This is a genomic window from Streptomyces sp. NPDC048275 (assembly GCF_040652275.1).
Classification (GTDB): Bacteria; Actinomycetota; Actinomycetes; order Streptomycetales; family Streptomycetaceae; genus Streptomyces.
The window spans coordinates 1-12,615 of the sequence record NZ_JBEZLR010000161.1 but is presented as its reverse complement, the minus strand read 5'-3'; the positions used below and the strand labels follow the sequence as shown (position 1 = coordinate 12,615).

Genomic DNA, 12,615 nt, shown 5'->3' with positions numbered 1-12,615 from the left:
GGAGGAGGGAGTGATGGCGGAGCCATCGCGACCGACGACAACGCGGCAGATGTGCGTGCCGGACCCCGCGACGCCGCCCTCCCATTGCCGGTCGGCCTAAGGCCGGAACGTGCCTACACCGCCGGGGAATTCGCCGCTGCCCCACGCGGCGGCCACCGCTCGTGCCATCGCTGATCGGCCTCCAACTGGGCCGCCAGCGAGACCAGTAGGGGTTCGCTGTGGGCGGGGCCGAGCAGCTGCGCGCCGACCGGCAGGCCCTCGCCGACGAATCCCGCGGGCACGTTCACGCCGGGCCATCCGAGGACGTTCCACGGCCAGGCGTAAGGGCAGGCGGCGATCATGGCCCGGTCGGTACCGAGGCCGCCGAGGTCCGTCATCGAGCCGATGCGCGGCGGGGGAGCGGCCGTCGTCGGTGCGAGCAACACGTCGTAGGTGTCGAAGACCGCGCCGATCCGGTGGTGCAGGCTGGCCTCGGCCTTTCGGGCCGCCCGCAGCGGCGCGCCGCCGAGCAGCCGTCCGAGCCGGGCGGCGCCGAGGGTGCGCCGGTCCAGGAGGTGCGGGTGGGGCAGGTCGCGCACCCGTTCGGCGATACCGGCCGTCGCGCGTGGGATGAACGTGAGCCCGATCCGCCCGTACCGCGGCTCCGCCTCCTCCACCACGTGCCCGAGTGCCGCCAGCCGATCCGCGAGCGCGAGGACCTTCACCCGTACGGTGGCGTCCAGTCGGGCGGGCAGCGCGGTGAACGGCGGCTTCAACGACAGGGCGATGCGCAGCCGGCCCGGATCGCGGCCCACCGCGTCGGACACGCGCAGCGCGGGCGGGCGGTGCAGGTCGCCGTGGTGGTTGCCGCTCGCCGCGTCCAGCAGCAGGGCGGCGTCGGCGACCGTGCGGGCGAGGGTTCCGTTGACCGTGATGCCCTGGAACGACTCGGGGCGCGGCCACGTCGAGATCCGGCCGCGCTGCGGCTTGATCCCGATCAGATGGGTCCAGGAGGCCGGGATACGGACCGAGCCCGCGCCGTCCGAGCCCAGCGCCGCCGGGACCAGCCCCGCCGCCACCGCCGCCGCGGAGCCGCCCGACGAGCCGCCCGGGGTGTGGTCGGCGTGCCAGGGGTTGCGGGTGGCGCCGAAGGCGGGCCCCTCGGTGAACGGCCACTGCCCCAGTTCGCAGGTGTTGGTCTTGCCGATGACGATCGCCCCGGCCGCGCGCAGTCGGCGTACCGCCTCCCCGTCCTCTGGCTCCGGCGGGAAGACGCCGCGGCAGCCGAACGCGGTCGGCAGGCCGGCCACGTCCATGTCGTCCTTCACCGCCACCGGCACCCCGAGCAGCGGCCGGCGCACCCCCGCCGCCAGTTCCCTGTCCGCCGCGTCGGCCTCGGCCAGCGCCTCCTCGGCGCGCACCAGGCGGAAGGCGTTCAGGGAGGGCTGGGTCGCCTCGATGCGGGCCAGCGCCCGCTCGACCAGCTCGCGAGAGGTCACCTCGCCGTCGGTGAGGGCGCGAGCACATTCCGCCAGACCTGCGGCACGGTCGTGAGCCATGGGGGACACCTCCGGAGCACGTCGTCTACCGCACGGTAACCGCCGGACACGCACTCCCGCACGCGATGGGGAAGTTCCCTCGCGGAAGGGGTTGTTCCGCCGCGGGGCGCTCGCGAAGCTCCCCCGGCGCGGTCGGGCCCGCGGGGCTTCTGCAAGGATGCGACCCGTCATGGTGCAGATACCGAAACAGCCCATCCCGGCGTCGCCCGCACAACGACCCGTGCCGACGAGCGCCGATGTGGCCCGCCTGGCAGGAGTCTCCCGGGCCACCGTCTCGTACGTTCTGAACAACACCAGCGCCGTCCGAATCAGCGAGCCCACCCGTCGCCGCGTGCACGAGGCGGCCAAGGAACTCGGCTATGTCCCGCACGCCGCGGCCCGCAGTCTGCGCGCCGGGCACAGCCGGATGGTCCTGATGCCCGCCCCGACCGTGCCCGTGGGGCCGCTCTACAGCCAGTTCTTCAACGAACTGCAATGGGCGTTGGGCCGTTTGGACTACACCGTCGTGCAGTACGGCAGTGTGGGGCTGCACGGCGACGAGGCCGCCCGTGCCTGGGCGGAGCTCAGGCCGGTCGCCGTGCTGGTGCCCGGCAGCGGCGTCGGCCCGCAGGGGGTGGCCGTCCTCAAGCGCTCCGGCGCCCGGGCCGTGGTCACCCTGGGCCCCGAGCGCGTGGAGGGCGCGCACACCCTGCTCATGGACCACAGCAAGGTCGGCCACAGCGCGGGCGCCCACCTGGTGGCCCGTGGCCGGCGCCGCATCGGCGTCGTGGTGCCCGAGGAACCCGGACTGGAGCTCTTCTCCCAGCCCCGCCTCGAAGGCGTACGCCGCTCCCTGCACGACACCGACGCCACGGTGACCGAACTGCCGCTCGCGTACGAGGAGGCGGCCGCCGCCCGGCTTGCGGCGCGCTGGCGCACGCTCGGTCTGGACGCCGTGTTCGCGTTCAACGACGAATACGCGATGCTGCTGATGCGGGCCCTGCAGGACGAGGGCATCGGCGTCCCGGACGAGACGGCCGTCATCGGCGCCGACGACCTGATGCTCGGCAGGCTGCTGCGGCCCCGCCTCAGCACCGTCCACATCGAGCTGCCGTCCGGGCGCGACCTCGCGGAGCTGGTCGACCGCGCGGTGCGCGAACCCGGTGCCGCGCCCGAGAACCACGAAGTACTGGGCGCGCGGGTCGTGCACCGCGACTCGAGCTGAGAGAGGCTGTACCCGGTCCCCCGCCGGGACCTGTAGCGGGTCCCCGGCCGGATCGGAGACGGGAGGCGTGTCATGCGGACCACGGTCGGCATCATCGGTGGCGGCCCCGCGGGGCTCCTGCTGGCCCGGCTGCTGCACGGCGCGGGCATCGACTGTGTCGTCCTGGAGAGCCGACCGCGGGCTTATGTCGAGCGGCGGCAGCGCGCCGGAATGTTGGAGCAGGGCACGGTCGACGCACTGCGCGCATGCGGCGCCGCCGACCGCCTCGACGCCGAGGGGCTGATCCACCGCGGCATCGAGCTGCGCTTCGACCGTGAGCGTCACCGCATCGACTTCCCCGCGCTCACCGGTGGGCGCACCGTCACGATCTACGCCCAGACGGAGATCGTGAAGGATCTCATCGCGCTCCAACTCGCCGCCGGTCCACCCCTGTTGTTCGAGTCCGAGGCTCTCGCCGTCGAGAAGCCGGAGAGCGAGGCGCCCGTCGTGCGCTTTGTGCACGAGGACTGCGAGCAGACCTTGAGCTGTGACTACGTGGTGGGCTGCGACGGCTCGCACGGCATCTCCCGCGATGCGTTCCCGGCCGCGGCGAGCCGCACCTACGCGCACGACTACCCCTATTCCTGGCTCGGGATCCTCGCCGATGTGCCGCCCTCCTGTGAGGAGTTGATCTATGCGCGCGGCCCCGCTGGATTCGCCCTGCACAGCATGCGCTCGCCGTCGGTGTCGCGCCTGTATCTCCAGGTCCCGAACGGTACCGACGCCGACGACTGGCCCGACGAGCGAATCTGGGACGAACTTGCCGCGCGCTTCGCGATCGACGGCGACTGGCGGCTGGAACGCGGCCCCATCACCTCCAAGTCGGTTACCCCGATGCGGAGTTACGTCCACGAGCCGATGCGTCACGGCCGGCTGTTCCTGGCCGGGGACGCCGCCCACATCGTGCCGCCGACCGGCGCCAAGGGCCTCAACCTCGCGGTGTCCGACGTACGGGTCCTGGCCCGCGGCCTCGCCGAGCGGCGGCGCACCGGATCGACCCAACTGCTCGACCGGTACTCGGAGGTGTGTCTCGAGCGGGTGTGGCAGGCCACTCGCTTCTCGTACGAGATGACTACGATGTTGCACGCTCAACCAGATGGAGACGCGTTCGACCACTGGATGCAGCTCGCCCGGCTGCGCCGGATTGCCGCATCCCGCACGGCGGCCGCCGAACTGGCCGCGAACTACACGGGACTGCCCCTCGCGCTGTGAGTCCCGCCGGTGATCAGTGTGATCAGCGAACGATCGGAGAGCCGTCATGCCGCTGCTCGACCCCAAGACCTGGCAGTCCCGCACCCTGGCGGGCGGTGCCTACGCCGTCACCGAGCCCGCCACCGGCGAGACGCTGGCCACGGTCACACTCGCCGCCGCCGCGGACGTCGCGCCGGCCGCGCGGGACGCCGCCGGCGCCCAGGCCGCCTGGGCCAAGGCGCCGCACTTCGTCCGCGCCGCCGTCCTGCGCAAGGCCGGTGATCTGTTTGCCGAACACGCTGACGAACTGCGCGAGTGGATCGTCCGCGAGTCCGGCTCCATCCCGGGCAAGGCCGACTTCGAACTGCACGTCGCCGCCCAGGAGTGCTACGAGGCAGCCGCCCTCGCCTCGCGCCCGGCGGGCCAGATCCTGCCGTCGGAGGCCCCGCGTCTGTCGTACACGCGACGCGTCCCGGTCGGCGTCGTGGGCGTGATCGCCCCCTTCAACGCCCCGCTGATTCTCTCGATCCGCTCGGTGGCCCCGGCACTCGCGGTCGGCAACGGTGTCGTGCTGAAGCCGGACCCGCGCACCGCGGTCTGCGGCGGCCTCGCGCTCGCCGCCGTCTTCGCCGCGGCGGGACTTCCGGAAGGCCTGCTGCAGGTACTGCCCGGTGGCCCCGAGGCCGGCCAGACCCTGGTCGCCGACCCGCGGGTACCGGTGATCTCCTTCACCGGCTCGACCGCCGCCGGGCGTGCGGTGGGAGAGGCCGCCGGCCGTCATCTCAAGCGCGCACACCTGGAGTTGGGCGGCAACTCGGCGCTCGTCGTGCTGGAAGACGCCGACATCGAGGCGGTCATCTCCACCGCCGCATGGGGCTCTTTCTTCCACCAGGGCCAGATCTGCATGACCACGGGCCGCCACCTCGTCCACGCCTCGCTCTACGAGGAGTACGTCGAGCGGCTCGCAGCCAAGGCCGACTCGCTCGCCGTCGGTGATCCGCACCGTGAGCAGGTGCACCTCGGGCCCATCATCGACACCGCCCAACTCACCAAGATCCAGGGGCTGGTGGACTCCAGCACGGCAGCCGGCGCCAAGCTGGCGGCGGGCGGTACACACGAGAAGCTGTTCTACCGGCCGACCGTGCTCGCGGGCGTCGACGACTCGACCCCCGCGTACACCGAGGAGGTCTTCGGACCGGTCGCGCCGGTACGTTCCTTCGCGGACGTCGACGAGGCCGCCGCCCTCGCCTCGACGGGACCGTACGGCCTCTCGCTGGGCATCGTCACCCGGGACACCGCGCGCGGCCTGGACCTGGCCGAGCGCATCCCGACCGGGATCGCCCACATCAACGACCAGACCGTCAACGACGAGGCCGTCGCTCCCTTCGGCGGCATCGCCGCCTCCGGCACCGGCGCCCGCTTCGGCGGTGAGGCCAACCTGGAGGCCTTCACCGACGTGCGCTGGACGACGGTGCGGGGCGACGTGGCGCCGTACCCGTTCTGACCTGCGAACGGGGTCTTACTTGCCCTGCTCGGCCTGCTGGTCGGCGATGGACCTGCGGACCTCGTCCATGTCCAGCTTCCGGGCCTGTCCGATGACGTCCTCCAGGGCGGCCTCGGGCAGGGCCCCGGGCTGGGAGAAGATCGCGACCTGATCGCGGACGATCATCAGGGTCGGGATCGACTGGATCTCGAAGGCCGCGGCCAGCTCGGGCTGCGCCTCCGTGTCGACCTTGGCGAAGACCAGGTCGGGGTTGGCCTCGGCCGCCTTCTCGTAGACCGGGGCGAACTGACGGCACGGCCCGCACCAGGACGCCCAGAAGTCGATCAGGACGAACTCGTTGTCCGTGACCGTCTGGTCGAAGTTCTCCTTGGTGAGCTCCACGGTGCTGCTCATACGTTTTTTCCTTCTTCCTCGCGTCCGGATCGGGCCGGTTTGCACAACGCCGCCGCCCGGTGGCGTATTCCGCGCGCGTACCCCGTGTGGCCTCGGCGCACACCACCAACCAGACTGACCCCATGACGGAAACGGAATCCATTGCGTACGACGTCGTGGTGCTCGGTGCCGGGCCCGTGGGGGAGAACGTCGCCGACCGCGCCCGCGCGGCCGGCCTCTCCACCGCGGTCGTGGAGAGCGAACTGATCGGCGGCGAATGCTCCTACTGGGCCTGCATGCCCAGCAAGGCCCTGCTGCGCCCGGTCCTCGCCCGCGCCGACGCCCGCCGCCTGCCCGGCCTCAGCCAGGCAGTGCAGGGCCCCCTCGACGTCCCCGCGGTCCTCGCCCGCCGCGACTACTTCACCTCCCACTGGAAGGACGACGGACAGGCCGACTGGCTCCGCGGTATCGGAGCCGACCTCTATCGCGGACACGGGCGTCTCGCCGGTCCACGCCAGGTGGTCGTCGACGGGCCGGGTGGCGAGCGGCATGTGCTCACCGTCCGGCACGCGGTCGTCGTCTGCACCGGCAGCCGTGCCCTCCTGCCCGACCTGCCGGGACTCGCCCAGGTGAAGCCCTGGACCAGCCGAGAGGCCACCAGCGCGCACGAGGTGCCGGACCGGCTCATCGTGGTCGGCGGCGGTGTGGTCGCCGCCGAGATGGCCACGGCCTGGCAGGCGTTCGGCTCCCAGGTCACCGTTCTCGTCCGCGGCAAGGGGCTGCTGCCCCGTATGGAGCCCTTCGCCGGGGAGCTGGTCGCCGAGGCCCTGACGGAGGCGGGCGCGGACGTGCGCACCGGTACCTCGGTGACCGCGGTGACACGCGAGGGCTCGACCGTGGTGGCCCTGACGGACACCGGTGACCGCATCGAGGCCGACGAGATCCTCTTCGCCACCGGCCGCGCGCCCCGCACCGACGACCTCGGCCTCGACACGGTCGGCCTGGAACCGGGCTCGTGGCTCGACGTCGACGACAGCCTGCGGGTGACCGGCAGCGAGTGGCTGTACGCGGTCGGCGACGTCAATCACCGCGCGCTCCTCACCCACCAGGGCAAGTACCAGGCCCGGATCGCGGGCGCCGCCATCGCCGCCCGCGCGGCAGGGGTGCCCCTCCTGGCGACGGACCCCTGGGGCGCGCACGCGGCGACCGCCGACCACGCGGCCGTCCCCCAGGTCGTCTTCACCGACCCGGAGGCCGCGGCCGCGGGCCTCTCCCTCGCCGAGGCCGAGCGCGCGGGCCTGCGGGTACGCGCCGTCGACGTCGACATGGCCTCCGCGGCGGGCGCCGGCCTGTACGCCGACGGCTACCGCGGCAAGGCCCGCATGATCGTCGACCTTGACCGCGAGGTCCTCCTCGGCGTCACCTTCGTCGGCCCCGGCGTGGGCGAAATGATCCACTCGGCGACGGTCGCGGTCGTCGGAGAGGTACCGATCAGCCGCCTGTGGCACGCGGTCCCGTCCTATCCGACGGTGAGCGAGGTGTGGCTGCGGCTGCTGGAGGCGTACCGGGACGCGTAGCCGCACGCGGCGGCGCCGTACTTCACCGCCGGTGAAGTCCGGCGCCCCCGGATTTCTCAGTCGGGCAGGGCGAAGCCGAGAGCCTCGGCGGCCTCCGCCGGCGTCGGCTGCGCCCAGCGCTCCGCCATCGCCTGGTTCGAGGACAGCGAGCGCGGCTCCGCGCGGTCCAGATAGAGCACACCGTCCAGGTGGTCCGTCTCGTGCTGGACGATGCGCGCGGGCCACCCCGTGAACACCTCGTCGATCATGTGGCCCCGCTCGTCCAGAGCCTGCAGCCGCACCTCGGCGTGCCGGGCCACCACAGCCTGCCAGCCCGGCACGCTCAGGCAGCCCTCGAAGAACGCTGCCCGACCCGCTCCGACCCCGTCGTACGACGGATTCACCAGCACCCGGAACGGCTGCGGCACCCGCTCGCGCACCACCCGCACCTCCTCGGACACCGGCGCCGGGTCCTCGATGACCGCGAGGCGCAGCGGCACGCCGACCTGCGGCGCCGCGAGGCCGACGCCCGGCGCCGCGTGCATGGTCGCGCGCAGAGCGGCGACGAAACGGGCCAGCAGCCCCGGGTCCAGCTGGCCGTCGAACGGCTCGGCGGGGCGGCGCAGCACCGGGTCCCCAGCGGCGACGATGGGCAACGGGCCTTCATGGGCGAGGAGTTCCTCGACCAGGTCACTCAGGGGGCGGGAGGCGCTGAGGTCACGTTCGGATGCCATCGCGCCAGGATGCCAAGAGGGATCGCGCCGAGCGAGGCGGCGCCAGGCGCGTCCCGCACCTCTCGTCATGTGACGCACGCCACGTCGACGCCCGGGAACTCGCCGCCTCCACGGCCCGACTACTGGATCGCCCACAGCCGAGGAAGCCCAACCCCCGGCCCGCGTCCGTCCCCAGCCCCACCGGAGAAGCCCGCCGATGCCCATCGCTCCCACGACCACGACGGACCAGTCCCCGCAGTCCGCCGACCCGGCACCGCCCCGAGGAGTCTGGTCCGCTCTGCGCCCGCTGGTGCTGCGTCTGCACTTCTACGCCGGGGTGTTCGTCGCCCCGTTCCTACTGGTCGCCGCCACGACCGGTTTCCTGTACGCCGCCTCGTTCCAGGCCGAGAAGATCGTGTACGCGCACGAGCTGACCGTCCCCGTGGGCGACGAGAAGCTGCCGCTGTCCCAGCAGGTGGCCGCTGCCCGCAAGGCCCACCCGGAGGGCACCATCTCGTCCGTACGCCCTTCCCCGGAGTCGGACGCGACGACGCGCGTGATGCTCTCCGGCGTCCAGGGCGTCGACGACACCCACACCCTTGCGGTGTTCGTCGACCCGTACACCGCGAAGGTGCGTGGAGCGCTGGAGCAGTACGGGTCCACCGGCGCGCTGCCGCTGCGCACCTGGATCGACGAGTTCCACCGCGACCTGCACCTCGGTGAGAACGGCCGCCTCTACAGCGAATTCGCCGCGAGCTGGCTGTGGGTGATAGCGAGCGGCGGGCTCGTGCTGTGGTTCGGCCGTCGGCGCGCCCAGCGCAAGGTACGGGGTACCTCCGGTCGACGCCGCACCCTGGGACTGCACGGCACGGTCGGCGTCTGGGCGGCCGCGGGGTTCATCTTCCTCTCGGCGACCGGTCTGACCTGGTCGGCGTATGCCGGGGCGAACATCGACGTCCTCAAGACCTCGCTCGACCAGGCCACCCCCTCGGTGTCGGCGGCGGTGAGCGGCGAGCACGCGGAGCACGGCGGCGCAAAGACCGATGAGGCGGGCGAGGCCACGACGCAGAACCTCGACGACATCCTCGCGGCCGCCCGCGCCAAGGGCCTCGGTGACCCCGTCGAGATAGTCCCGCCCGCCGACGCCTCCTCCGCCTACGTCGTGAGGCAGGTCCAGCGCAGCTGGCCCGAGAAGCAGGACGCGGTGGCTGTGGACCCGGCGAGCGGCGAGGTCACCGACGAAGTCCGCTTCGCCGACTACCCCCTGCTCGCCAAGCTGACCCGCTGGGGCATCGACGCCCACACCGGTGTCCTGTTCGGCCTGGTCAACCAGATCGCCCTGATGGCCCTCGCCCTCTCCCTGATCCTGCTGATCGTGCTGGGCTACCGCATGTGGTGGCAGCGCGGCCGCGGCTCCGCGTTCGGCCGCCCCATCCCGCGCGGCGCCTGGGCGCAGGTCCCGCCGCAGGTCCTCGTCCCGCTCATGGCGGCCGTCGCCGTCCTCGGCTACTTCGTTCCGCTGCTCGGCATCCCGCTCGCGGTGTTCATCGCCGTGGACGTCGTCCTCGGCGAGATCGCGCACCGGCGCGGCAAGCGCGCCCAAGACGGCCAGGCGGTGTGAGCGGAGAAGCGTCGGCCAAGGCCCTGTGATTGCGCGGGGCCGTAGCGACTCAGTGGCGATATGCCTCGGGTCGTCTCGCCGGACTCACCTCAGGGGCATGGGAAGAGGCCGGGTGCCGTGGCCCGGGCCGGTCACTTCGGTGACCGGCCCGCGCGCTTCGGCACTCGGCCTCATGGTCCCGCGCCCTCGGGGCGCGATCACACCTGCTCGAACTCACCCGCGAGTGCCGAGGCGATCCGCAGGTGCGACTCGGCCTCGTCGCTGCGCCCCTGGCGCTGGAGCGTGCGCCCCAGCATCAGCCGGGCGTAGTGCTCCACCGGGTCGCGCTCCACCAGCACACGCAACTCGGCCTCGGCACGGCGCAGTTGCGCCGAGTGGTAGTACGCGCGCGCCAGCAGCAGCCGCGGTCCGACCTGCTCCGGCACCTCGTCCACCAGCCCGCCCAGAACCCGCGCCGCGCCGGCGTAGTCCTTGGCGTCGAAGAACAACTGCGCCCGCTCCCAGCGCTCCGCGGCCGTTCCCTGGTCGTAGTACTTCGTGTCCACTGCGGACCTCCTTCGACGCGTGGAACAGCCCCAGTTGGTTGAATATTCCACGAAGGCGCCTCTGTGGCCGGCCCCCGCGGTGGTGGGCCCTACACCTCGGCCAACTCCGCGTCGGCCCGCTCCGTGACCAGGGTCAGCACGCGGCCGGCGACCGCCAGGTCCTCGGCCGGAACGCCCGCGTACAGCCGCGCCGCGATCTCGTTCCCGGCCGTGCGGATCTCCTCGAACAGCTCCCGCCCGCGCTCGGTGAGCGATACCTGCTCGGCGCCCGTCTCCTCCAGCAGCTTGAGGGCCGTCATCCCGGCGACGGTCTCCCGAGCCGCCGCCTCCTCGATCTTCAGTGCCCCGGTCAGCCGGCCCACGAGCCAGGAGCGCTCGACGGTCCCGCCGTTGTCCGAGACAGCCCGCAGGGCCACCGACTGGTTGAAGTTGCATCCGGCGCGAGCCAGCGCCACCTCCAGCAGGGCGCGGCTCGCATAGTGGGCCAGGCCGATGACCTGGCCGTTGACGGGAGGAGTGGTGGTGGTCATGTCTGCTCCTTGTCGAGGTGTGGATCGAGCTCGGAACGCGCGTCGAGCCCGGCATGCGGATCGAATGCGGCGGGTGGATCGAGTGATACGTCGAGCAGGGTCGCCAGCTCGCGACTGAACGCCGTCGTGCGCTCGCCGTCGAGCCCGCCGAGCGGCTCGAGGAGTTGGTCCAGCAGGCTCTGGACCACCCTGATCGCGCGGCGTGCGACCTCGCGCCCTTCCGCGGTGAGCGACAGCTGGATGGCTCGGGGGTCGGCCGGGTCCCGCGTCCGATCGACGACGCCGGCCGTCTCCAGCGCGCGGGCCAGCTTCGAGACATAGAGCGCTTCGAGCCCGGTGTGGTCGGCGAGCTGACGCTGGCTGGGCCGCCGCCCTGCCCTGTGCATGCCGTACAACGACGCCACCAGCGAGTACTGGGCGTGGGTCAGGCCCAGCGGCGCGACCGCTCGATCGACGGCCACCCGCCACTTCATGGACAGGCGCCAGACGAGGAAACCGGGGGTCGCGTTCTCGGGTACCGAGCTCATGGAAAAACCATACATGGCTACTATCTCCATGGCTGCTATTTCTGCCGAACTCCTCCATGAGAGGCGAGCTCGTGCCATGAGAGGCGAGCTCCTGCCATGAGAGCGGCGATGACATGACGGACGGTCCACCACGGGACTAGGTTGTGGGCCATGAGCAATCTTGATCGCGAGGCAGTTCCCGCCCTGTGCGGTGGCCGCGGTTTCGTGGTGGCCGAGCCGGTGCGTGAACTCCTCAGTCCCCGACGGGTCAAGCTCGGCGAGTCCACCGAAGTCCGCCGCCTGCTGCCCAACCTGGGCCGCCGCATGATCGGTGCGTGGTGCTTCGTCGATCATTACGGGCCCGATGACATCGCCGACGAGCCCGGCATGCAGGTCCCGCCGCATCCGCACATGGGGCTGCAGACCGTCAGTTGGCTGCACGAGGGCGAAGTGCTGCACCGTGATTCCACGGGCAGCCTGCAGACGATCCGCCCGCGTGAACTGGGCCTCATGACCTCGGGCCGGGCCATCAGCCACTCCGAGGAGAGTCCCAAGTCGCACGCCCGCTTTCTGCATGGCGCGCAGCTCTGGGTCGCCCTCCCGGACGGCCACCGCCACACCGACCCACACTTCGAACACCACGCGCAACTGCCCGTCGTGACGGCTCCTGGCCTCAAGGCCACGCTGATGCTCGGCAGCCTCGACGGCGCGACCTCGCCCGGTACGACCTACACCCCCATCGTCGGCGCCGATCTGACCCTCGCCGGCGGCACCGACGTAAGACTCCCGCTGGAGCCCGACTTCGAGTACGCCGTGCTGGCCATGTCGGGCGAGGCGTACGTGGACGGCGTGTCGGTGCTCCCGGGCTCGATGCTCTACCTCGGCTGCGGTCGCGGCGAACTGCCCCTGCGCGCCGAGTCGGACGCGTCCCTCATGCTCTTGGGTGGCGAGCCGTTCGAGGAGGAGCTGGTCATGTGGTGGAACTTCATCGGCCGTTCGCAGCAGGAAATCGAAGAGGGCCGGAAGGACTGGATGGAGGGCTCTCGTTTCGGGGAAGTGCACGGCTACGACGGTGCCCGGCTGTCCGCTCCCGAACTCCCGCCGGTACCGATGAAACCGCGGGGTCGGGTACGTTGACCTGTGGTTATGTTTCTGGGGCGGGTATCCGCGAGGCGTGGTTGGCGTCCCCCTGGGCAGGAACGGCCTAGGGCCTGTCCGGCGGATCAGGTTGCAGGGAAGCACCGGCACCTCGTAGGTGCCGGTGAGCGGGGCTTGGTGCGTGCAGCTGCAAGGCGG

At 72.0% G+C, this 12,615-nt stretch carries 12 protein-coding genes; 6 read left to right on the top strand and 6 right to left on the bottom strand.

What is annotated here, in order from left to right; translation table 11 throughout:
* Positions 1–113: 113 nt before the first annotated feature.
* Complete coding sequence (locus AB0D57_RS45475) at positions 114–1,538, bottom strand: amidase (RefSeq protein ID WP_362088318.1); 1,425 nt, start codon at positions 1,536–1,538, stop codon at positions 114–116.
* 169 nt (positions 1,539–1,707) lie between these two features.
* Between AB0D57_RS45475 and AB0D57_RS45470 the strand changes: the two genes are divergently transcribed.
* From AB0D57_RS45470 to AB0D57_RS45460, 3 genes are all read left to right on the top strand, one after another.
* The gene (locus AB0D57_RS45470) at positions 1,708–2,742 is read left to right on the top strand and encodes a LacI family DNA-binding transcriptional regulator (protein ID WP_362088316.1); all 1,035 of its coding nucleotides are present in this window, start codon (positions 1,708–1,710) and stop codon (positions 2,740–2,742) included.
* A 72-nt stretch (positions 2,743–2,814) separates the two neighbouring features.
* Positions 2,815–3,993: a 4-hydroxybenzoate 3-monooxygenase gene (locus tag AB0D57_RS45465; RefSeq protein ID WP_362088314.1), complete on the top strand. Its 1,179-nt coding sequence runs from the start codon at positions 2,815–2,817 to the stop codon at positions 3,991–3,993.
* 46 nt (positions 3,994–4,039) lie between these two features.
* Positions 4,040–5,476, top strand: coding sequence for an aldehyde dehydrogenase family protein (locus AB0D57_RS45460; RefSeq protein WP_362088311.1), 1,437 nt, complete (start codon positions 4,040–4,042; stop codon positions 5,474–5,476).
* Positions 5,477–5,491: 15 nt separating this feature from the next.
* On the opposite strand, the gene trxA is transcribed toward AB0D57_RS45460, so the two are convergent.
* The gene (trxA, locus tag AB0D57_RS45455; RefSeq protein ID WP_362088309.1) at positions 5,492–5,869 is read right to left on the bottom strand and encodes a thioredoxin; all 378 of its coding nucleotides are present in this window, start codon (positions 5,867–5,869) and stop codon (positions 5,492–5,494) included.
* A gap of 122 nt (positions 5,870–5,991) precedes the next feature.
* Between trxA and AB0D57_RS45450 the strand changes: the two genes are divergently transcribed.
* The gene (locus AB0D57_RS45450) at positions 5,992–7,425 is read left to right on the top strand and encodes an NAD(P)/FAD-dependent oxidoreductase (protein WP_362088307.1); all 1,434 of its coding nucleotides are present in this window, start codon (positions 5,992–5,994) and stop codon (positions 7,423–7,425) included.
* Positions 7,426–7,481: 56 nt separating this feature from the next.
* Here the strand turns inward: AB0D57_RS45450 and AB0D57_RS45445 are convergent, their stop codons facing one another.
* Positions 7,482–8,138 (bottom strand): peptide deformylase, encoded by a 657-nt coding sequence (locus AB0D57_RS45445; protein ID WP_362088305.1) that lies wholly within the window; start codon positions 8,136–8,138, stop codon positions 7,482–7,484.
* Between the two features lie 196 nt (positions 8,139–8,334).
* Here AB0D57_RS45445 and AB0D57_RS45440 point away from each other — a divergent pair, with 196 nt between their 5' ends.
* Positions 8,335–9,738, top strand: coding sequence for a PepSY domain-containing protein (locus AB0D57_RS45440; protein ID WP_362088303.1), 1,404 nt, complete (start codon positions 8,335–8,337; stop codon positions 9,736–9,738).
* A gap of 197 nt (positions 9,739–9,935) precedes the next feature.
* Here AB0D57_RS45440 and AB0D57_RS45435 read toward each other — a convergent pair whose 3' ends face one another.
* The 3 genes from AB0D57_RS45435 to AB0D57_RS45425 all read right to left on the bottom strand — a co-directional run bounded on the left by AB0D57_RS45435 (position 9,936) and on the right by AB0D57_RS45425 (position 11,340).
* Complete coding sequence (locus tag AB0D57_RS45435) at positions 9,936–10,283, bottom strand: tetratricopeptide repeat protein (RefSeq protein ID WP_362088300.1); 348 nt, start codon at positions 10,281–10,283, stop codon at positions 9,936–9,938.
* Positions 10,284–10,372: 89 nt separating this feature from the next.
* Positions 10,373–10,813, bottom strand: coding sequence for a MarR family transcriptional regulator (locus AB0D57_RS45430; protein WP_362088298.1), 441 nt, complete (start codon positions 10,811–10,813; stop codon positions 10,373–10,375).
* Positions 10,810–11,340: a MarR family transcriptional regulator gene (locus AB0D57_RS45425; RefSeq protein WP_362088296.1), complete on the bottom strand. Its 531-nt coding sequence runs from the start codon at positions 11,338–11,340 to the stop codon at positions 10,810–10,812. The genes AB0D57_RS45430 and AB0D57_RS45425 overlap by 4 nt, the downstream gene beginning before the upstream one ends.
* Positions 11,341–11,490: 150 nt before the next feature.
* On the opposite strand from AB0D57_RS45425, the gene AB0D57_RS45420 reads away from it, so the two are divergent.
* On the top strand, positions 11,491–12,456 hold the full coding sequence (locus AB0D57_RS45420; protein WP_362088294.1) for a pirin family protein: 966 nt from the start codon (positions 11,491–11,493) through the stop codon (positions 12,454–12,456).
* Positions 12,457–12,615 lie beyond the last annotated feature (159 nt).